The sequence below is a fragment of the Streptomyces sp. NPDC048383 genome (assembly GCF_040651775.1).
Taxonomy (GTDB): domain Bacteria; phylum Actinomycetota; class Actinomycetes; order Streptomycetales; family Streptomycetaceae; genus Streptomyces.
On sequence record NZ_JBEZKS010000021.1, the window covers coordinates 13,811 to 33,998 of the forward strand.

A 20,188-nucleotide genomic window follows, 5' to 3' on the forward strand; every position below is an offset into this window, starting at 1 on the left:
GAAGATACGGTGAGAGCACCATGAGCGCTTCGCAGACCTCCGACGTCCCCACCCTCCTCGTCAAGATCTTCGGCAAGGACCGTCCCGGGATCACCGCCGGGCTGTTCGACACCCTCGCCGCCTATTCCGTCGATGTCGTCGACATCGAGCAGGTCGTCACCCGTGGCCGCATCGTCCTGTGCGCCCTCGTCACCAAACCGGCCGGCGCCGGCGAGGGCGAGTTGCGGGCCACCGTCCACAGCTGGGCAGAGTCGCTCAAGCTCCAGGCCGAGATCCTCTCCGGGACCGGCGACAACCGGCCGCGCGGCAGCGGCCGCTCCCACGTGACCGTCCTCGGGCACCCGCTCACCGCGGAGTCCACGGCGGCCATAGCGGCTCGGATCACCGGGTCCGGCGGCAACATCGACCGCATCTTCCGGCTCGCCAAGTATCCGGTGACGGCGGTCGAGTTCGCCGTGTCCGGCGTGGAGACGGCTCCGCTGCGCACCGCCCTGGCCACCGCCTCCGCGCAGATCGGCGTCGACGTGGCCGTGGTCTCGGCGGGGCTGCACCGCCGCGCGCAGCGGTTGGTCGTCATGGACGTGGACTCGACCCTGATCCAGGACGAGGTCATCGAACTGTTCGCCGCGCACGCGGGCTGCGAGGCCGAGGTCGCCGAGGTGACCGAGCGGGCGATGCGCGGGGAGCTGGACTTCGAGCAGTCCCTGCACGCCCGGGTCGCGCTGCTGGCGGGGCTGGACGCCTCGGTGATCGACAAGGTCCGCTCCGAGGTCCGGCTGACCCCGGGCGCGCGGACGCTGATCCGCACGCTGAAGACCCTCGGTTACCAGGTGGGCGTGGTCTCGGGCGGTTTCACCCAGGTGACGGACGACCTGCGGGAGCGGCTCGGACTGGACTTCGCCTCGGCGAACACTCTGGAGATCCTGGAGGGCAAGCTGACCGGCCGGGTCACGGGCGAGATCGTGGACCGTGCCGGCAAGGCCCGGCTGTTGCGGCGATTCGCCGCCGAGGCGGGTGTTCCGCTGGCCCAGACGGTGGCGATCGGGGACGGTGCCAACGACCTCGACATGTTGAACGCGGCGGGTCTGGGAGTGGCCTTCAATGCGAAGCCCGTGGTGCGCGAGGCCGCGCACACGGCGGTGAACGTGCCTTTCCTGGACGCCGTCCTGTACCTGCTCGGCATCACCCGCGAGGAAGTCGAGGCCGCTGACCTGGCCTGACGGGCCAGAGGCACCACATCCGACGTTCCGTACCGCCCGGCCGGGTTCTTCCGGCCGGGCGGTCTTTCGTATCCGGCCACCCGAAGCCCTCCGCCGGGCGCCCGAACCGGCCACGACCGGCGTCCGGGGAGCGGCGCACGGCATGGCGGATCAACGCAATGCGCCCCGGCACAAGAGCAGTCCCGGCCAACGGTCGCTCGAAGTCGCGCTATTCGCGGCGCACTTGCGACAAATACTGTGACCGCGCTGTCGTGAACGCGACGGCGCCCATCGCTCTGTCGTGATCGTTCAAGGGGAAACAATGGTGACTCGAAGTGTCCTCGTCACCGGGGGTTCGGGCGGTATCGGCCGGGCCTGCGTGGAGAGGTTCGCCCTGGAAGAGGACTGGACGGTCTGGTTCACCTACCGCAACGGCCGGGCCCGGGCCGAGGAGCTGGTGCACGAACTGGCCCTCACCGGCCACGCCAAGGTGGAGGCCTTCCCCTTCGACCAGGGCAACTGGGAGGACCACGAACGGCTCCTGGACCGGCTTCCCGGCCCGGTCGAGGTCCTGGTGAACAACGCCGCCGTCGGATCCAAGACCATCGACCACTACACCGACGGCGCCCGGCACGAGAAGGCCTCGGAGTTCTTCCGGATCAACGCGGTGGGCCCGCTGTGGCTCACCGAACAGTTACTTCCCGGCATGGTGGAGAACGGCTACGGCAAGATCATCAACGTCTCCAGCGTGGGCGGCGGGATCTTCCAGTTCCCCGGCTTCCACCCCGCCGACGGCATGAGCAAGGCCGCGCTCACGTACCTGACCCGCCATCTCGCCGCCGACCTCGTACACAGCCCGGTGGACGTGTTCGCCGTCTGCCCCGGCGCCGTCGAGACCGCGATGTTCCAGGCCAGCACCCTCGACCAGCTCTCCCCAGAGGAACTCGCGGACCTGACGTCCAGGCTGCCCAAGAGGCGCCTGATCCGCTCCGAGGAGATCGCGGAACTCATCTGGTGGCTGGCCGGCGAGCACTCCACCTCGCTCCACGGCGCCGTGATCGACGCCTCCATGGGCCTCGGGGTCAACCCGGGACTGCTCACCGCCGCCGGCGTCGACAGCGGGAGGGCCCGATGATCTCCCGCCAGGCCGCCCGCCTCCTCGCCGACACCCCGGCCATCGCCGAGGCCCACTTCCGCGCCGAGGCCGAGCCCTACGACGCGCTGCTGCGCCCCGACGGCTACCTCAACCTCGGCACCGCCGAGAACCGGCTGCTGTGGGACCTGCTCCGCGACAAGCTCGCCGCCCTTCCCCCGCTGACCGAGGCCGGCGCCCGCTACGCGCCGCTGCACGGCACCGACGAACTGCGCGGGCGGGTCGCCGACCTGCTCTCCGCGACCTGCCGGACCCCGCTGGACGCCGACGACCTCGTGGTGATCAGCGGTGCGACCGGGGCGCTCGACGCCATCGCCTCCGTCCTGTGCGACCCGGGCGAGGCCATCGTGGTGCCCGCCCCCTACTACGGGGCCTTCGACACCGATCTCGGCGGCCGTTCCGGTGCCCGGATCCTGCCCGCCCCGCTCTCCCCGGAGGACGGCTTCCGGCTGACCGCCGACGCCGTCGACCGGGCCCTGAAGGAGGCCCGGTCCGAAGGCACCACGGTCCGCGCGGTCGCCCTGTCCTCCCCGTCCAACCCGATCGGCGAGGTGCACCCGCCCGAGGTCCTCGCCGACCTGTTGCGGGTGGTCCGCGAGCACGACGTCGACCTGATCTCCGACGAGATCTACGCCCACGCCGTCTTCGGCGACCGCCCCTTCACCAGCGCCGCCGATCCGGCCGTCAACCCGTACTGGGCCGAGCGCACCCACGTGGTGTGGGGCTTCGCGAAGGACTTCGGGCTGCCCGGCCTGAAGACCGGCGTCCTGCACACCCGCGCCCCGCGCGTGCGCGACGCGGCCCGGGCGATGGCCTACTTCGCCCCCGTCTCCACCGCCACCCAGGCCACCCTCGCCGGGCTCCTCGCGGACCCGGCGTGGGTCGCCGCCTTCCTCGCGGCGGGCCGCGCCCGGCTGGCCTCCTCGTACGGGCACCTCGTCGCGCTGCTGGAGGCGCACGGCATCCCGTACGCCCCGGCCGAGGCGGGCTTCTCCGTCTGGCTGGACCTGCGCCGGTGGCTGCCCGGCACCGACTTCGAGGCGGAACGCCTGCTGTGGCGCGCCCTGTTCGAGACCGCGAAGGTCAGCATCCTGCCCGGCGGGGCGTTCCGCTCCCCGCAGCCGGGCTGGTTCCGGCTCTGTCACACCGTCGACGCGCCCCTGGTGGCCGAGGCGGTCCGTCGGATCGCCGCCCACCCGGGTCCGGCCGGCGCGCCGCCGGCCCCCACCGGCGAGGACCTCTCCGCCCCCCTCCCCCACGCACCGAACGGAAGACGCCCATGAGCACGGCCCCAGGCCCCCTCGACCGCTGGTACGAGACCGCGGGCGTACGCGGCGGCGTCCGGCGGATCTTCCACGCCGAGGCCGAGCAGGGCCGGGTGTTCTTCCCCGACGCCCTGGTACCGCACCTGTCCCACCCCGAGGTGAAGGCCCTGGAGCCGGAGCTGGTCCGCGAGGTCTCCGTACGGCACCTCTACCAGTTCCTGCACTCGACCACCCACCTGGAGACACGGGTCGTCAACGGGGCGGCCGAGCCCGTCGCCAACGGGAACTCCGGCCTGCACTTCCCCACCGCGCTGCGGATGGACGCCTTCAAGGTGTACTGCGACGAGGGCTACCACGCCCTGTACAGCCTGGACCTCGCCGACCAGGTGGCGGCCGTCACCGGCATCGCCGTGCCCGACGTCGACTACGGCGGGTTCGTCACGGCGCTCCAGGACACCGGACGCCGGCTGCTGCCCGAAGACCCGATCCTCGCCGGGCAGTTGCAGGCGGTCGTGTTCGAGACGCTGATCACCGCCGTCCTCAACGAGGTCCCGCAGGACCCGAGCGTGGTGAGCACGGTGCGCGAGCTGATGCGCGACCACGCCAAGGACGAGGGCCGCCACCACCGCTTCTTCTCCGCCTTCTTCCTCGAACTGTGGGCCCGCCTCGACCAACGGCGCCGGATCCTCGCCGCCCGGGCCCTGCCCGCGATGATCCGCGCCGCCCTCGACTGGGACCTGGAGCCGGTGTACGACTCGCTGCGCCGCGCCGGCCTGGACGAGGACCGCACCGAAGCCGTCCTGACCGACACCTACGGCGGGGACGCGGGCATCGACCGCATCCAGACGATCTCCCGTTCCACGCTGCGATTGTGCGCCCAGGTCGACGCCTTCGACCTGCCCGGCGTCACCGACGCCTTCGCCCTGTACGGACTGCGCGCACCGGAGGACTCCGATGTCTGACACCGTCACCTACGCCGACTACCTGCGACTGCCCGAACTGCTGACCCTCCAGGTGCCCCTGGCCGACGGGGTGCGCGACGAGCGCCTGTTCATCACCGTCCACCAGGTGCAGGAACTGTGGTTCGGGCAGCTCCTCGACGACCTGAGCGGGGCCCGCGACCGGATCCTGGACGGCGACCCGCGCGCCGCCCGGGCCGGGCTGGCCCGCGGCGCGGTGATCACCCGGGCCCTGATCGCCGGGATCCATCCGCTGCGCGGCATGCCGCCGCGGGAGTTCCACGCCTTCCGCGGGGCGCTCGGCAGCAGCAGCGGCGCCCAGTCCGCGCAGTACGTGGAGATCTCGGCGCTGTCCGGGGCGGACTGGGTGCACGGTCCGTACGGGGCCCGCGTCGCGGCCGGGCTGAGCCCCGCCGAGCGGGAGCGGCTGCGGACGCGGCTCGAAGAGCCCTCGCTGTGGGAGGCGTTCGTCGGGCTGCTGGGCAAGGCCGGCTTCGAGGTGGCGACGCAGGACGGCCGACGGGCGGCGTACGCGCGCCTCGCGGACCGCCCGCGCGACGGGGACCCGGCCGAGCTCGCCGAACTGGCCGAGCTGGCGGAGGCACTGGTCGACCACGACGAGGTCTGGACGGAGTGGCGGGCCTGCCACGCGCTGCTCGTGGAGCGGCAGATCGGCGGGTTGCCGGGCACCGGGGGCAGCACGGGCGTGGCCCACCTGCGGGCGGCGGTGTACCGGCGGTTCTACACGGAGTTGTGGGAGGCGCGGGGCGCGGATCCGGCGGTGCCGCCCGGCCGGTGACGGCTCCCGGACGCGCCGGAGCCCGAGCCGCTCACGAGGGCGGCCCGGGTTCCGCGGCGATCGGGACCCGGGGCTCCGGGATCACGTCGTCCGGTCCCGGGCGGCGGGCCCGCTCAGTGGTCCTTCGGGGTCCAGAAGTCCAGCAGGGTTCCCACCCCGTGCTCCAGCGACTTCCACGAGCCGGTGAAGGAGACGATCGCGAGGGCGGCGGTCGGGAAGCCGGTCCGCGTCATCCGGGCCAGGGCGTCGCCCTCGGCGCGGGCGCAGAGGGCGTCGGCGAGGGCGTGCATGCCCGGATTGTGGCCGATGACCAGCAGGTCGCGGACCTCGTCGGAGGTCTCGTTCAGCAGGGCGATGAGCTCGCCCGGCGAGGCGTCGTAGACGCGTTCCTCGTACGAGGTCCTCGGCCGGTGCGGGAGTTCCTGGACTGCGAGCTTCCACGTCTCCCGGGTGCGGGCGGCGGTGGAGCAGAGGGCCAGGTCGAAGCTGATGCCCGTCTCGGCCAGCTTCAGCCCGACGGCCGGTGAGTCCTTCCGGCCGCGTTCCGCCAGCGGGCGTTCGTGGTCGGCCACCTGGGGCCAGTCGGCCTTGGCGTGCCGGAGGAGGGCGATCCTGCGGGGTGTATCGGCGCTCATGACTCCCAGCTTCGCATGAAATGAGCCACGGGGCGCAGGGTGTTGGGAGGCCGCCGTCCGCCGGTGGAGCGCGGCCCGGCGCGGGGGGTCAGCCGACGGCGCGCAGGAGTTGCTGGGTGACCTGGATCAGTCCCGAGGGCTCGGCGGGGACCGCGTGGGCCTCGCCGGATCCGGCGAGGAGCAGCAGGAGCAGGCCGAAGGCGAGGGCGGGCAGGGCCAGTGCCCACCAGTGCAGTCGGGCGTTCGCGCCGGCGTGGGCCGGGGTGCGGCGGCGGGCGGGGCGCGCGGTGCGGGACGGGGTCTGTGCGGGGGCCGACATGGCCGCCTCCGGGGGGGTGCTGGGCCGGGACTGGATCGCTGCTACGAATCTATGGATCCGAAGCGGCGGTTCCCATCCGGGGCGCACCCCAGTCGACCCTGAGCCTGACCCCCTAGGGGAGGGTGGGGTTGGCCCCACCCCCGCGGGAGCGGGCCGGGGCTCAGGGGGAGGCGATGGTCGCGATGACGGCGATGATCACGGTCACGGCGAGCATGGCGCCGAGCACCAGGCCCAGCTTCTTGCGGCCGTTCTGGGGGTTCGGTTCGAGTACGGGCGACATGCCGTTCAGTTTCGCATGCCGCATTCGTCCTCGATCGTGCGGTCCCGTCCCGCGAGGACACCGAGCGCGATCTGCGGGACGAGGAGGCCCGCCATCAGGGCGAGGGGCAGGTCCCAGCCCCCGCTGTGCTGGTAGAGGGTGCCGATGACGAGCGGGCCCGGGATGGAGATGAGGTACCCGGTGCTCTGGGCGAAGGCGGAGAGCTTGACGACGCCGGCCGGGGACTTGGCGCGCAGCCCGATCATCGTGATGACGAGGGGGAAGGCGCAGTTGGAGATGCCGAGCAGCAGCGCCCATGCCCAGGCGCCGGCGGCCGGGGCGAGGTAGAGCCCGAGGTAACCGGCGAGGCCGAAGAGGCCGAGGGCGACGGCGATGGGTCCCTGGTGGCGCATCCGGCCGGCGAGGCCGGGGATGACGAAGGCGAGCGGGACGCCCATGACCATGGTGACGGCGAGCAGGACGCCGGCGGTGGAGGCGGAGACCCCGGCGTCGCGGAAGATCTGTGGGAGCCAGCCCATGGTGACGTAGGCGCCGGTGGCCTGGAGGCCGAAGTAGCAGGCCAGGGCCCAGGCGGTGCGGCTGCGGACGACGGAGGGGCCGCTGTCCTCGCGCGGGGCGGCGGGCGCGGCGGCCTTCTCGCGGCGGCTCGCGGCGGCGATGGGCAGCCAGGGCAGTACGGCGGCCGCGGCGAGGGCGGCCCAGATCAGCAGGCCGGTGCGCCAGCTGCCGCCGAGGGCGGAGGTCAGCGGGACGGTCGCGGCGGCGGCCAGGGAGGTGCCGGCGGCCAGGGCCATGGAGTACAGGCCGGTCATGGTGCCGACGCGGTCGGGGAACCAGCGCTTGACGATGACCGGGAGCAGGACGTTGGTCAGGGCGATGCCGGCCAGGGACAGGGCGCTGGCGGCGAGGAAGCCCGCGGCGTTGGTCGCGAAGGGGCGGATCAGCAGTCCGGCGGCGACGGCGGCCATGCCCGCGCAGACGACGGCGGCCGGCCCGAAGCGGCGGGAGAGCCGGGGCGCGGTGACGCCGAAGACGGCGAAGCAGAGGGCGGGCACCGAGGTGATGAGCCCGGCGACGGCGCCGCTCATGTGCAGGCCGGTGCGGGTCTCCTCGAAGAGGGCGCCGAGGCTGGTGATGGCGGGCCGCAGGTTCAGGGCGGCCAGCACGATTCCGACGATGAGCACCGGACCGAGCCACTGGGGGGTGGTGTGGGCGGCGGGGAGCGTCCGGTCGACAGGGCCGGTGACGGCCTGCGGGCGGGGGAGGGTCTGGATTTCTTCGTCGGACATTCGACCATCATAGAATCATGGGATGATTAATTGTCCAGTCGCGCTCACGTCACACTGGAGCTCGCGCCCCTCGTGAACTCGCGCCCCGCACGAGTTCACGGCGCACCGGAGTCCGCGTCCCGCCCGAGAGGAACCCATGCCACTGACCTCGCCCCGCCGGTCGGCGCTCGTCGACCAGGTGATCACCCAGCTGCGGAACCAGATCACCTCCGGCGAGTGGCCCGTCGGCTCCCGCATCCCCACCGAACCGGAGCTGGTGGAGCTGCTGGGCGTCGCCCGCAACACCGTGCGCGAGGCCGTCCGCGCGCTCGCCCACAACGGGCTGCTGGACATCCGACAGGGTTCGGGCACGTACGTGATCGCCACCAGCGAGCTCGCCGGGGTGATGCACCGGCGATTCGCCGGCGCCGACCCGCGGCACATCGCGGAGCTGCGTTCGACGCTGGAGTCCTCGGCCGCCCGGCTGGCGGCGGAGCGGCGGACCGCGCGGGACCTCGTCCAGCTGGACGCGCTGCTGGCCCGGCGCGAGGAGGCGTGGGAGAGCGGGGACGCGGAGCTGTTCGTGGCGGCGGACGTCAGTCTGCACATGGCGGTGGTGACGGCCTCGCACAACGACGTGCTGATCGAGCTGTACGCGGACCTCGGCGACCTGGTGGCCGACTGGCTGCGCACGGACGTGGGCACCGAGCTGACGCCGGCCTCCCACCTGGACCACGCCCGGCTGATCGAGGCGATCCGCGGCGGGGACGCGGACGCGGCGGCCTCGGAGGCGGCGGGCTACCCGTTCGTCTGCCTGGGCCGGGAGTGACGGCCCGCGCCGGATCCGTCCCCGCGCGCCTCAGGTCGCCGGCCTGCGGTGGGTCACCCAGGCCGAGCGGACCTCCTTCCAGCAGCGGCCGGTGAGCCGGATGCGGCCCGCCGGGTCCAGGGCCACGACCGCGGCGTCCCCGTCCACGTCCCACCAGCGGTCGCACTCCACGTGCAGCCGGATCAGGTCGGTCTCGGGATAGGCGTTGTGGCAGTACGCCGTCACCTGCGAGCCCTCGATCGAGGTGTCGCAGTCGGCGCCGTACAGGGCCCGATCGAGGGACGGCGCGGGCCCCACGGGCGGCTCCGCCGGGTACTCGGCGAGGTCCGCGACCGCCGGGACCGCCGCCTCGGGGCCGGGGGCGGGGTCGGGCCCGGCGGACTGCGCGACGGCCCCCGGCATCAGGAGTCCGGTCAGCACGACCGAGGTGATCAGCAGGGATACCGTCCGGTTCGGCCTCGTACGCACGCCGTACCTCCGCCCCGACCACGCCGGGAAGATCCCGACGAGGTCAGTTTGCAGTCATCTGTCCGGGTTTTCGACTCGGAAAGATCCGGCCGGACGACGAACATCCGATCGAACCGGAGCCCGCATCCCGGCCCCCGTACGCGAGACGGCGGTGGCCGCGCCTCCCCCGAGGGGGAAGCGCGGCCACCGCCGTACGGACGCGGGACGCCGTGATCCGGGGTGCCGTGATCCGGGGATGCCCGGGGTCAGGCACCCATCGCGTGCAGACCGCCGTCCACGTGGACGATCTCGCCCGTGGTCTTCGGGAACCAGTCCGACAGCAGGGCGACGACGCCCTTGCCGGTCGGCTCCGGGTCGCTCATGTCCCAGTCCAGCATCGAGCGGGAGTTCCAGACCTCGGCCAGCTCGCCGAAGCCCGGGATGGACTTGGCGGCCATGGAGCCGATCGGACCGGCCGAGACCAGGTTGCAGCGGATGTTCTCCTTGCCCAGGTCGCGGGCGAGGTAACGGCTGGTGGCCTCCAGGGCCGCCTTGGCCGGACCCATCCAGTCGTACTGCGGCCAGGCGAACTGCGCGTCGAAGGTGAGACCGACGATGGCCGCGCCCTCCGCCGGGAACAGCGGCTTGCAGGCCATGGCGAGCGACTTCAGCGAGAACGCCGAGACGTGCATGGCCGTGGCGACCGACTCGAACGGCGTGTTCAGGAAGTTGCCGCCGAGGGCGTCCTGCGGGGCGAAACCGATCGAGTGCACGACGCCGTCGAGGCCACCGAGCTCGTCACGGACCAGGCCCTCCAGGCGGTCCAGGTGCTCCTGGTTGGTGACGTCGAGCTCGATCACCTTGACCGGCTTCGGCAACTTCTTGGCGATGCGCTCGGTCAGCGACGGACGCGGCCACGCCGTCAGGATGACCTCGGCGCCCTGCTCCTGGGCCAGCTTGGCGGTGTGGAAGGCGATGGACGATTCCATCAGCACCCCGGTGATGAGGATGCGCTTGCCGTCGAGAATTCCGCTCATGTGATCAGTGACCCATGCCCAATCCGCCGTCAACGGGAATGACGGCTCCTGTGATGTACGCGGCGTCGTCGGACGCCAGGAAGCTCACGGCTGCCGCGATCTCCTCGGGCCGCGCGTACCGGGCCAGCGGCACCTGGGCCACGATGCCCGCGCGCTGCTCGTCGGTGAGCACCTTCGTCATGTCGGTGTCCACGAAGCCGGGGGCGACCACGTTGAAGGTGATGTTGCGGGAGCCGAGCTCTCGGGCGAGCGAGCGGGCGAAGCCCACCAGCGCCGCCTTCGAGGCAGCGTAGTTGGCCTGGCCCGCGGATCCCAGCAGTCCGACGACCGAGGAGATCAGGACCACGCGGCCCTTCTTCGCGCGGAGCATGCCGCGGTTGGCGCGCTTGACGACCCGGAAGGTGCCGGTGAGGTTGGTGTCGACGACGGACGCGAAGTCTTCCTCCGACATCCGCATCAGCAGCGTGTCCTTGGTGATACCGGCGTTGGCCACCAGTACCTCGACCGCGCCCTGCTTGTCCTCGATCTCCTTGTAGGCCTGCTCCACCTGATCGGAGTCGGTGATGTCGCAGCGCACCGCCAGAACACCCAGCGAGGTGAGTTCCTCCGGTGGCTCGCCCGACCGGTACGTGATCGCGACCTTGTCGCCGGCCTGCGCGAACGCTCGGGCGATGGCGAGGCCGATGCCCCGGTTTCCTCCGGTGACGAGAACCGAGCGGCTCAACGGATCACCCTTTCGCTAGCTGTCTTGATTACCGAAAACCTATAGGCCGCCCCGGGCATCCGGAGAATCCGGCTCCGACAGGGCCTCGGGGCGGGCTCTGTCGAGTCCCTACAGAAAGATGTAGGCACAACGGCCTTGAGCGCGACATGATCGGGGCTATCGGCCCCGACCCCGGGAGGACTTCCGTGGCCCATTCCATCGACGCGGCTTTCACCGCGCTGCCCCTGCGGGCGCTCGCCGACGCGGCGCTCGCCCGGGCGCGCGCGCTGGGCGCCGACCACGCCGACTTCCGGCTGGAGCGCATCCGCAGCGCCTCCTGGCGACTGCGTGACGCCAAGCCCTCCGGCGGCTCCGACACCACCGACCTCGGGTACGCGGTGCGCGTCGTGCACGGGGGCAGCTGGGGCTTCGCCTCCGGTGTGGACCTGACCATGGACGCCGCCGCCAAGGTCGCCTCACAGGCCGTGGCCATGGCGAAGCTGTCCGCCCAGGTGATCAAGGCCGCGGGCTCCGACGAGCGCGTGGAACTGGCCGCCGAGCCGGTGCACGCCGACCGGACCTGGATCTCCGCGTACGACGTGAACCCGTTCGAGGTGCCGGACGGCGAGAAGGCCGCGCTGCTCGCCGACTGGAGCGCACGCCTGCTGGCCGCCGACGGCGTCGCACACGTCGACGCCTCGCTGCTCGCCGTCCACGAGAACAAGTTCTACGCCGACTCCGCCGGCACCTCCACCACGCAGCAGCGCGTACGGATCCACCCGCAGCTCACCGCCGTCGCCGTGAACGGCGTGAGCGGCGAGTTCGACTCCATGCGCACCATCGCCCCGCCCGCCGGGCGCGGCTGGGAGTACCTGACCGGCACCGGCTGGGACTGGAACGCCGAGCTGGAGGAGATCCCCGGCCTGCTCGCCGAGAAGATGCGGGCCCCGAGCGTCGAAGCGGGGCGCTACGACCTCGTCGTGGACCCGTCCAACCTGTGGCTCACCATCCACGAGTCCATCGGCCACGCCACCGAGCTGGACCGGGCGCTGGGCTACGAGGCGGCGTACGCGGGGACCTCCTTCGCCACCTTCGACCAGCTGGGCAAGCTCAAGTACGGCTCCTCGATCATGAACGTGACCGGTGACCGCACGGCCGAGCACGGCCTGGCCACGATCGGCTACGACGACGAGGGCGTGGAGGCGCAGAGCTGGGACCTCGTCAAGGACGGCACCCTGGCCGGCTACCAGACCGACCGGCGGATCGCGAAGCTGACCGGCCTGGGCCGCTCCAACGGCTGCGCCTACGCCGACTCCCCCGGGCACGTGCCGGTCCAGCGGATGGCGAACGTCTCTCTCCAGCCGGATCCCGGCGGGCTGTCCACGGATGACCTCATCGGCGGGGTGGAGCGCGGGATCTACGTGGTCGGCGACCGTTCGTGGTCGATCGACATGCAGCGCTACAACTTCCAGTTCACCGGGCAGCGCTTCTTCCGCATCGAGAACGGCCGGCTGGCCGGGCAGCTGCGCGACGTCGCGTACCAGGCCACGACGACCGACTTCTGGGGCTCGATGGAGAAGGTCGGCGGACCGCAGACCTACGTCCTGGGCGGCGCCTTCAACTGCGGCAAGGCCCAGCCCGGCCAGGTCGCGGCGGTCTCGCACGGCTGCCCGTCCGCCCTGTTCCGCGACGTGAACATCCTGAACACCACGCAGGAGGCCGGCCGATGAGGGCTGACGCTCACTCCCCCGCCCCCCGGGGGTCCGGGGGGCGCCCCCCGGGACGGCACAGTCTCAACACCACGCAGGAGGCCGGACGCTGATGTCGACCCGAACCAAGCCGCACGAGATCGTCGAACGGGCCCTGGAGCTGTCCACGGCCGACGGCTGCGTCGTCATCGCCGACGAGGAGTCGAGCGCCAACCTGCGCTGGGCCGGCAACGCCCTGACCACGAACGGCGTCACCCGGGGCCGGACCCTGACGGTCATCGCCACCGTCGACGGCAAGGAGGGGACGGCCTCGGGGGTCGTGTCACGCTCCGCCGTCACCGCCGCCGACCTGGAGCCGCTCGTACGGGCCGCCGAGGCGGCCGCCCGCGGGGCCGGGCCGGCCGAGGACGCCCAGCCACTGGTCACCGGTACGCCGGCCTCCCCGGACTTCACCGACGCCCCGGCGGAGACCTCCTCGGCGGTGTTCGCCGACTTCGCGCCGGCCCTCGGCGAGGCCTTCGCCCGGGCCCGCGCGGGCGGCCGGGAGCTGTACGGCTTCGCCAACCACGAGCTGGTCTCCACGTACGTCGGCACCTCCACGGGCCTGCGGCTGCGCCACGACCAGCCGAACGGGACCCTGGAGGTCAACGCCAAGTCCCCGGACCGGCTGCGCTCGGCCTGGGCGGGTCGGTCCACCCGGGACTTCAAGGACGTCGACCCGACGGTCCTGGACGCGGAACTCGCGGTGCGCCTGGGCTGGGCGGAGCGGAAGGTCGTGCTGCCCGCCGGGCGGTACGAGACCCTGCTGCCGCCGACGGCCGTGGCCGACCTGCTGATCTACCAGATGTGGTCGGCGGCCGCCCGGGACGCCGTGGAGGGCCGGACGGTCTTCTCCCAGCCCGGTGGCGGCACCCGGCTCGGTGAGCGGCTGTCCCCGCTGCCGCTGACCCTGCGCAGCGATCCGAACGCGCCGGGCCTGGAGTCCGCGCCGTTCGTGATCGCGCACAGCTCCGGCGACGACGCGTCCGTCTTCGACAACGGCCTGCCGGTCCCGCCGACGGACTGGATCGCCGAGGGCGAGCTGAAGCGGCTGACGACGACCCGGCACAGCGCCGCACTGACCGGGCTGGACCTCTCCCCCGGCTTCGGGAACCTGATCCTGGACGGGGGCGGCGAGAAGTCCCTGGAGGAGATGGTGGCCGGCACCTCGCGCGGGCTGCTGCTGACCTGCCTCTGGTACATCCGCGAGGTGGACCCGGCCACGCTGCTGCTCACGGGCCTCACCCGGGACGGCGTGTACCTGGTGGAGGACGGGCAGGTCGTGGGCGAGGTGAACAACTTCCGGTTCAACGAGTCCCCCGTCGACCTGCTGTCGCGGGCGACGGAGGCCGGCCGGACCGAGAAGACCCTGCCGCGCGAGTGGGGCGACTGGTTCACCCGGGCCGCGATGCCGGCGCTGCGCATCCCGGACTTCAACATGAGCTCGGTCAGCAAGGGCGTCTGACCGACCTAGACTGACCATGGCAATTTCAGACACCGAAGGAGTCGAGAGACCGTGACGGACATCGTCGACGAACTGAAGTGGCGCGGGCTCTTCGCCCAGTCCACCGACGAAGAAGCGCTGCGCAAGGCGTTCGCGGACGGTCCGGTCACGTTCTATTGCGGCTACGACCCGACGGCGGCCTCGCTGCACGTGGGTCACCTGGTCCAGGTCCTGACCATGCGCCGGCTCCAACTGGCGGGCAACCGTCCGCTGGCGCTGGTCGGCGGGGCCACCGGTCAGATCGGCGACCCGCGTCCGACGGCAGAGCGCACCCTGAACGACCCCTCGGTCATCGCGGAGTGGGTCAACCGGCTGCGTTCGCAGATCGAGCCGTTCCTGTCCTTCGAGGGCGAGAACGCGGCGGTCCTGGTGAACAACCTGGACTGGACGGCGGGCATGTCCGCCATCGAGTTCCTGCGGGACATCGGCAAGCACTTCCGCGTCAACAAGATGCTGACGAAGGACTCGGTCGCCAAGCGGCTGGAGTCGGACCAGGGCATCAGCTACACCGAGTTCAGCTACCAGCTGCTCCAGGGCATGGACTTCCTGGAGCTGTACCGGCGCCACGGCTGCGTGCTCCAGCAGGGCGGCTCGGACCAGTGGGGCAACCTGACGGCCGGCCTCGACCTGATCCACCGGGTCGAGCCGGGCGCGCGGGTGCACGCGATGGCGACGCCGCTGATGGTCAAGGCGGACGGCACGAAGTTCGGCAAGACCGAGGGCGGGGCCGTCTGGCTGGACCCGGAGATGACCACCCCGTACGCGTTCTACCAGTTCTGGCTGAACGTGGACGACCGGGACATCTCGACCTACATGCGGATCCTGTCCTTCCAGTCCCGTGCGGAGCTGGAGGCACTGGAGGCGCAGACCGCCGAGCGGCCGCAGGCGCGCGCCGCCCAGCGGGCGCTGGCCGAGGAGCTGACCACGCTGGTGCACGGCGCGGACCAGTGCGCCGCCGTGATCGCCGCGTCGAAGGCGCTGTTCGGGCAGGGTGAGCTGGCGGAGCTGGACGAGGCCACGCTGGCCGCGGCCCTGTCCGAGCTGCCGCACGCGAAGGTCGCCGAGCCGGGCCAGGTCGTGGACCTGTTCGCGGAGACCGGCCTGGTCGCCAGCAAGTCGGCGGCCCGACGGACCGTGAAGGAGGGCGGTGCGTACGTGAACAACGTGAAGGTCACCGCCGAGGACGCGGTCGCCTCCCCGGAGGACCTGCTGCACGGCCGTTGGCTGGTGCTGCGGCGCGGCAAGAAGAACCTGGCCGCCGTCGAGGTCACCGGCTGACATACCCCGCACGCGGCGAGGGGCCGGTACGGACGCACTGTCCGGTACCGGCCCCTCGTCGCGCGTGCGGTGCGGCGTCAGGCGGTGCGTTTGTTGCCCCGCAGCGCCATGTAGGCCATGTCGCCGAGGCCGACGATAAGCACCGCTCCGACCAGTTGCAGCAGGTGCCTGATCCAGTCGATGCCCTTGGTGTCGGCGACCCCGATCCAGGTGGCGACGGCGTTGCCGAGGACGCTGCCGATGATGCCGAAGATCACGGTCAGCCAGAGGGGCTGGTGCTGCTTGCCGGGCAGGATCGCCCGGGCAATCAGGCCAAGTACCAAACCGACGATGATCGCCCACAACCAATGCATGTCGCCTCCTCCGGCGCGGTGTGCGCATGTCGCACCAGTCTCGATCCGCGCGATGAACGGCGCATTTCGGCCAGAGCCGTTCGGGGGACACCCCCTCACCACGCCGGCCGACGGGAAGCGTACGGTGGAAGGGTTCCGGACCGGGGTGCGTCCGGCGGGTGGATCGGTGGTGGAACGTGCGGCTGACGAAGCGGAACGAGGCCGAGGTCTTTCGGATCACCGGGGCCCGGATGGGCCTCGCCGAGGACGTGCGGGGGCGACAGCGCCGGTACGTCATCTCGATGACGATCAGGACCCTCTCGGTCATCGCGACGGTGGTCCTGTGGAACGTGGAGCGCCACGTGGCGATCGTGACGTTGGTCGCCGGCGCCCTGTTGCCGTACGTCGCGGTGGTCATCGCCAATGCCGGGCGGGAGTCGACGCCCTCCCTGCCCTCGCACTTCGTGCCGGCGCCCGTGCGCCCCGCGCTGGAGCCCGAAAACCTCAATAAGAGCTCAGATCAATCCTGAAGTTCCGGTGCACCCGACCGGGTCCTGCGTGACATACTGCCTACGCGCTCCGCATCCCCCGTCGGAGCGACGGACCGACGCCGGGCAGCTCCCCCCGTGGCTGCCCGGCGTCGCCCATCCGAAGCCCTCCCGGGTGCTGTTTGTAGGGTTGAGCCGTGAACTCCCCTGATGTGAACGCACCGGACCCCGAGGCGGCTCCCGAACCCGCCCCCACTTGCTCCGCCAAGGGCTGCCGCGACGCGGCCGTGTGGGTCCTCGCGTGGAACAACCCGACGCTGCACACCCCGCAGCGGCGCAAGACCTGGCTGGCGTGCGAGGAGCACCGCGAGCACCTCTCGCAGTTCCTCGGGGTGCGCGGCTTCCTCAAGGACGTCGTGAAGATCGAAGAGTGGGTGCAGCCGGAGGGCTCGGAACGCGCCTGAGCCCCGGTCGGGGCCGGGGCTCGGGCAGGGCTCGTCGCGGTGGGCGCGGCGGGTCGGACGCCGGTCCGGGCCCGCTCAGCCGCCGATCGCGGACATGGGGCGGTCGGGCTGGAGGAACGACGGGTCGTCCAGGCCGGAGCCGGCCTTCTTGCCCCACATCGCCACCTTCCACAGGCGGGCGATCTCCTCGTCCGGGGCTCCGGAGCGCAGCGCGGCCCGCAGGTCGGACTCCTCGGTGGCGAACAGGCACGTACGGATCTGGCCGTCGGCCGTGAGCCGGGTGCGGTCGCACGCTCCGCAGAAGGGGCGGGTGACGGAGGCGATGACGCCGACCGTGGCCGGGCCGCCGTCGACCACCCAGCGCTCGGCGGGGGCGGAGCCGCGTTCGTCGGCGCCTTCCTCGGTGAGCGTGAAGCGGGTGCGCAGGGACTCCAGGATGTCCCCGGCGGTGATCATGCCGTCGCGCTTCCAGCCGTGCTGGGCGTCCAGGGGCATCTGCTCGATGAAGCGGAGCTCGTACTCGTTCTCCACGGCCCAGGCGAGCAGGTCGGGGGCCTCGTCGTCGTTGAGGCCGGGCATCAGGACGGCGTTGACCTTGACGGGCGTCAGGCCGGCCTCGCGGGCGGCCGACATGCCCTCGATGACGTCCTTGTGACGGTCACGGCGGGTCAGGGTCTTGAAGACGTCGGGGCGCAGGGTGTCGAGCGAAACGTTCACCCGGTCCAGGCCGGCCGCCTTCAGCGCCCCGGCGGTGCGCTTGAGGCCGATGCCGTTGGTGGTCAGCGACATCCGGGGGCGGGGCTCCAGGGCGGCGCACTGCTCGACGATGCCGACCAGGCCGGGCCGGAGCAGCGGCTCACCGCCGGTGAAGCGGACCTCGGTGATCCCGAGCCGTGTCACGGCGATGCGGATCAGCCGGACGATCTCGTCGTCGCTCAGCAGGTCCGACTTGCCGAGCCACTGCAGTCCCTCTTCGGGCATGCAGTAGGTACAGCGCAGGTTGCACCGGTCGGTGAGTGAGACGCGCAGGTCAGTGGCCACGCGGCCGTACGTGTCGAGAAGCACTGTGGCCCCCCTCTCCTGTCCGTTCAGCCGAGTAGGACGCCGTCGCGGGGACGCGGTGGCGCTGCCTTCGAGCGTACGCGACCTGGTTGGCGGGTTGGCGTGCCCGATTGAACGAGACGCGACGTGGCCGTGTCGTACGGAAGTACGACACGGCCACGCTGCGTGTTCGGTGGATCTCAGTGCGCCCCTGTTCCGGTGAGGGAGCGCACCTCCAGCTCGGCGAACTTCTGCGGGTCGGCCTTCTCCTTGGTGAGGACGGTTCCCAGCCATCCGAGGAGGAAGCCGAGGGGGATGGAGATGATGCCGGGGTTCTCCAGCGGGAACCAGTAGAAGTCGGCGTCCTTGAACATCGAGGTGGGCTTGCCGGAGACCACCGGGGAGAAGAGGACCAGACCGACCGCCGAGATCAGGCCGCCGTAGATCGACCACAGGGCGCCCTGGGTGGTGAAGCGCTTCCAGAACAGGCTGTAGAGGATGGTCGGGAGGTTGGCGGAGGCGGCCACCGCGAAGGCGAGGGCGACGAGGCCGGCCACGTTCAGGTCGCGGGCCAGGGCGCCGAGGCCGATGGCGACGGCGCCGATGACCACGGTGGACCAGCGGGCCGCGCGGACCTCCTCCTTCTCGGTCGCCTTGCCCTTGCGGATGACGTTCACGTACAGGTCGTGCGCGAAGGACGACGAGGACGCGAGGGTGAGGCCCGCGACCACCGCGAGGATGGTGGCGAAGGCGACGGCGGAGATCACCGCGAGGAGGATCGCGCCGCCGGTGGATCCCGCGCCGCCGCCGATCTCCTGGGCGAGCAGCGGGGCCGCGGTGTTGCCGGCCTTGTTGGAGGCCAGGATGTCGGCCCGGTTGAGCAGGGCCGCGGCGCCGAAGCCGAGGGCGATGGTCATCAGGTAGAAGGCGCCGATGATGCCGATGGCCCAGTTCACGGACTTCCGGGCGGCCTGGGCGGTGGGGACCGTGTAGAAGCGGATCAGGATGTGCGGCAGGCCCGCGGTGCCGAGGACCAGGGCGAGGCCCAGCGAGATGAAGTCCAGCTTGCTGAGGGAGTCCTTGCCGTACTTGAGCCCGGGCTCCAGGAACTTGGTGCCCTGTCCGCTGTTCTCGGCGGCCTGGCCCAGCAGCGAGGAGATGTTGAAGTTGAACTCCAGCAGCACCAGGAAGGTGATCAGCAGGGCGCCCGCGATCAGCAGCACCGCCTTGATCATCTGGACCCAGGTGGTGCCCTTCATCCCGCCGATGGTCACGTAGACGATCATCAGGAGGCCGACCAGCGCGACCACGGCCACCTTGCCGCCGTCGCTGGTGATGCCGAGGAGCAGCGAGACCAGGACGCCGGCGCCGGCCATCTGGGCGAGCAGGTAGAAGATCGAGACCACGATGGTGGAGGTACCGGCCGCGGTCCGCACGGGCCGCTGGCGCATCCGGTACGCGAGGACGTCTCCCATCGTGTAGCGGCCGGAGTTGCGCAGCGGTTCGGCGACCAGGAGCAGGGCCACCAGCCAGGCCACGAGGAAGCCGATGGAGTAGAGGAAGCCGTCGTAACCGAACAGTGCGATGGCTCCGGCGATGCCGAGGAAGGACGCGGCGGACATGTAGTCGCCGGAGATGGCCAGGCCGTTCTGGAAACCGGTGAACTGGCGGCCGCCCGCGTAGAAGTCGGCGGCGTCCTTGGTCTGACGGCCGGCCCAGATCGTGATGATGAGCGTGGCGACGACGAACAGGCCGAACAGGGTGATGATCAGCGGGCGGTGCTCGGTCGCCCCGGCCGCGAGGGTCAGCTGTGGGATCGCGCTCATTCTCCGGCCTCCATCCGGGCCTTGATGGCCTGGGCCTTGGGGTCGAGCTTGGTGGCGGCGTGCCGCGAGTACAGCCACGCGATGAGGAACGTCGTGGCGAACTGGGCGAGGCCGAGGACCAGGGCGACGTTGATGTTCCCGAAGAGCTTGATCCCCATGAAGCCGCCCGCGTAGCTGGACAGCAGGACGTAGAGCAGGTACCAGGCGATGAAGGCGACGGTGAGCGGGAACGCGAAGGAGCGGTACGAGCTGCGCAGTTCGGCGAACTCCGGGCTCTGTTGGACGCGTGTGAAGTCTTCGGCCGTGGGACTCGCGGGGGTCGGTCCCGCGCTGCCGTGGGGCGGCGCTGCTTCGGTGGTCACGGGGGGCTCTCCCTGTGTCGCGGGTGCGGTGGGGACGACGGACAAAACAACCTCCGTAGGGGGGACGGTGGTGCCGAGGTCCCCTGTCAACGGCACGGCCGGCGCGTCGGGGCGGTTCAACACCTGTGATTTCTTTGAAAACTGATTCCTCGAACTGATGGCGGAGAGGGGAACACCGGCACTAGGTTCGCGTGTCATGAACCCGTCCCGCGCAAACCGCGTGCGGACGGCTTTTTCACGGATGATGTGGAG

22 protein-coding genes are annotated in these 20,188 nt (G+C 71.4%); 11 read left to right on the forward strand and 11 right to left on the reverse strand.

Features of this window, described 5'->3' with window-relative positions; translation table 11 throughout:
* Positions 1 to 20 precede the first annotated feature (20 nt).
* The 5 genes from serB to AB0D46_RS16850 all read left to right on the forward strand — a co-directional run bounded on the left by serB (position 21) and on the right by AB0D46_RS16850 (position 5,375).
* On the forward strand, positions 21 to 1,220 hold the full coding sequence (serB, locus tag AB0D46_RS16830) for a phosphoserine phosphatase SerB (RefSeq protein WP_362878076.1): 1,200 nt from the start codon (positions 21 to 23) through the stop codon (positions 1,218 to 1,220).
* Between the two features lie 301 nt (positions 1,221 to 1,521).
* Positions 1,522 to 2,334, forward strand: a complete 813-nt coding sequence (locus tag AB0D46_RS16835; protein ID WP_362878077.1) for an SDR family NAD(P)-dependent oxidoreductase — start codon at positions 1,522 to 1,524, stop codon at positions 2,332 to 2,334.
* Positions 2,331 to 3,635, forward strand: coding sequence for an aminotransferase class I/II-fold pyridoxal phosphate-dependent enzyme (locus tag AB0D46_RS16840; protein ID WP_362878078.1), 1,305 nt, complete (start codon positions 2,331 to 2,333; stop codon positions 3,633 to 3,635). The genes AB0D46_RS16835 and AB0D46_RS16840 overlap by 4 nt, the downstream gene beginning before the upstream one ends.
* Positions 3,632 to 4,579, forward strand: coding sequence for a diiron oxygenase (locus AB0D46_RS16845; RefSeq protein WP_362878079.1), 948 nt, complete (start codon positions 3,632 to 3,634; stop codon positions 4,577 to 4,579). Before AB0D46_RS16840 ends, AB0D46_RS16845 begins: the two co-directional genes overlap by 4 nt.
* Positions 4,572 to 5,375, forward strand: coding sequence for a tryptophan 2,3-dioxygenase family protein (locus AB0D46_RS16850; RefSeq protein WP_362878080.1), 804 nt, complete (start codon positions 4,572 to 4,574; stop codon positions 5,373 to 5,375). The genes AB0D46_RS16845 and AB0D46_RS16850 overlap by 8 nt, the downstream gene beginning before the upstream one ends.
* 113 nt (positions 5,376 to 5,488) lie before the next feature.
* Here AB0D46_RS16850 and AB0D46_RS16855 read toward each other — a convergent pair whose 3' ends face one another.
* From AB0D46_RS16855 to AB0D46_RS16870, 4 genes are all read right to left on the reverse strand, one after another.
* Positions 5,489 to 6,010, reverse strand: coding sequence for a histidine phosphatase family protein (locus tag AB0D46_RS16855; RefSeq protein WP_362878081.1), 522 nt, complete (start codon positions 6,008 to 6,010; stop codon positions 5,489 to 5,491).
* Positions 6,011 to 6,098: 88 nt separating this feature from the next.
* Complete coding sequence (locus AB0D46_RS16860; protein WP_362878082.1) at positions 6,099 to 6,329, reverse strand: hypothetical protein; 231 nt, start codon at positions 6,327 to 6,329, stop codon at positions 6,099 to 6,101.
* A gap of 160 nt (positions 6,330 to 6,489) precedes the next feature.
* The gene (locus AB0D46_RS16865; protein WP_281208317.1) at positions 6,490 to 6,609 is read right to left on the reverse strand and encodes an SGM_5486 family transporter-associated protein; all 120 of its coding nucleotides are present in this window, start codon (positions 6,607 to 6,609) and stop codon (positions 6,490 to 6,492) included.
* 5 nt (positions 6,610 to 6,614) lie between these two features.
* Complete coding sequence (locus AB0D46_RS16870) at positions 6,615 to 7,898, reverse strand: MFS transporter (protein ID WP_362878083.1); 1,284 nt, start codon at positions 7,896 to 7,898, stop codon at positions 6,615 to 6,617.
* 136 nt (positions 7,899 to 8,034) lie between these two features.
* Here AB0D46_RS16870 and AB0D46_RS16875 point away from each other — a divergent pair, with 136 nt between their 5' ends.
* Positions 8,035 to 8,706 carry a FadR/GntR family transcriptional regulator gene (locus AB0D46_RS16875; RefSeq protein ID WP_362878084.1) on the forward strand — a complete coding sequence of 224 codons (672 nt, stop codon included), beginning with the start codon at positions 8,035 to 8,037 and terminating at the stop codon, positions 8,704 to 8,706.
* Positions 8,707 to 8,736: 30 nt separating this feature from the next.
* On the opposite strand, the gene AB0D46_RS16880 is transcribed toward AB0D46_RS16875, so the two are convergent.
* From AB0D46_RS16880 to fabG, 3 genes are all read right to left on the reverse strand, one after another.
* A complete protein-coding gene (locus AB0D46_RS16880) occupies positions 8,737 to 9,174 on the reverse strand; it encodes a hypothetical protein (protein WP_362878085.1) in 438 nt (145 codons plus the stop codon).
* A gap of 245 nt (positions 9,175 to 9,419) precedes the next feature.
* Complete coding sequence (fabI, locus tag AB0D46_RS16885) at positions 9,420 to 10,190, reverse strand: enoyl-ACP reductase FabI (protein ID WP_362878086.1); 771 nt, start codon at positions 10,188 to 10,190, stop codon at positions 9,420 to 9,422.
* Between the two features lie 4 nt (positions 10,191 to 10,194).
* Entirely contained in the window at positions 10,195 to 10,914 is a 720-nt protein-coding gene (gene fabG, locus AB0D46_RS16890) for a 3-oxoacyl-[acyl-carrier-protein] reductase (RefSeq protein WP_362878087.1), read from the reverse strand.
* A 185-nt stretch (positions 10,915 to 11,099) separates the two neighbouring features.
* On the opposite strand from fabG, the gene AB0D46_RS16895 reads away from it, so the two are divergent.
* The 3 genes from AB0D46_RS16895 (at position 11,100) to tyrS (ending at position 15,423) form a co-directional block, all read left to right on the forward strand.
* Positions 11,100 to 12,623, forward strand: coding sequence for a TldD/PmbA family protein (locus tag AB0D46_RS16895; RefSeq protein ID WP_362878088.1), 1,524 nt, complete (start codon positions 11,100 to 11,102; stop codon positions 12,621 to 12,623).
* A gap of 91 nt (positions 12,624 to 12,714) precedes the next feature.
* Positions 12,715 to 14,106 carry a metallopeptidase TldD-related protein gene (locus AB0D46_RS16900; protein WP_362878089.1) on the forward strand — a complete coding sequence of 464 codons (1,392 nt, stop codon included), beginning with the start codon at positions 12,715 to 12,717 and terminating at the stop codon, positions 14,104 to 14,106.
* Between the two features lie 51 nt (positions 14,107 to 14,157).
* Positions 14,158 to 15,423, forward strand: a complete 1,266-nt coding sequence (gene tyrS, locus AB0D46_RS16905) for a tyrosine--tRNA ligase (protein WP_362878090.1) — start codon at positions 14,158 to 14,160, stop codon at positions 15,421 to 15,423.
* Between the two features lie 77 nt (positions 15,424 to 15,500).
* On the opposite strand, the gene AB0D46_RS16910 is transcribed toward tyrS, so the two are convergent.
* Positions 15,501 to 15,776: a GlsB/YeaQ/YmgE family stress response membrane protein gene (locus AB0D46_RS16910; RefSeq protein WP_281208326.1), complete on the reverse strand. Its 276-nt coding sequence runs from the start codon at positions 15,774 to 15,776 to the stop codon at positions 15,501 to 15,503.
* Positions 15,777 to 15,952: 176 nt separating this feature from the next.
* Between AB0D46_RS16910 and AB0D46_RS16915 the strand changes: the two genes are divergently transcribed.
* Entirely contained in the window at positions 15,953 to 16,285 is a 333-nt protein-coding gene (locus AB0D46_RS16915) for a DUF3099 domain-containing protein (protein WP_362878091.1), read from the forward strand.
* Positions 16,286 to 16,440: 155 nt separating this feature from the next.
* Entirely contained in the window at positions 16,441 to 16,707 is a 267-nt protein-coding gene (locus tag AB0D46_RS16920) for a hypothetical protein (RefSeq protein WP_362878092.1), read from the forward strand.
* Between the two features lie 75 nt (positions 16,708 to 16,782).
* Here AB0D46_RS16920 and moaA read toward each other — a convergent pair whose 3' ends face one another.
* From moaA to AB0D46_RS16935, 3 genes are all read right to left on the reverse strand, one after another.
* Entirely contained in the window at positions 16,783 to 17,772 is a 990-nt protein-coding gene (gene moaA / locus AB0D46_RS16925) for a GTP 3',8-cyclase MoaA (RefSeq protein WP_362878093.1), read from the reverse strand.
* Positions 17,773 to 17,948: 176 nt separating this feature from the next.
* Positions 17,949 to 19,574 (reverse strand): cation acetate symporter, encoded by a 1,626-nt coding sequence (locus AB0D46_RS16930; protein WP_362878094.1) that lies wholly within the window; start codon positions 19,572 to 19,574, stop codon positions 17,949 to 17,951.
* Positions 19,571 to 19,936: a DUF485 domain-containing protein gene (locus tag AB0D46_RS16935; RefSeq protein ID WP_362878095.1), complete on the reverse strand. Its 366-nt coding sequence runs from the start codon at positions 19,934 to 19,936 to the stop codon at positions 19,571 to 19,573. Before AB0D46_RS16935 ends, AB0D46_RS16930 begins: the two co-directional genes overlap by 4 nt.
* Positions 19,937 to 20,188: the final 252 nt, after the last annotated feature.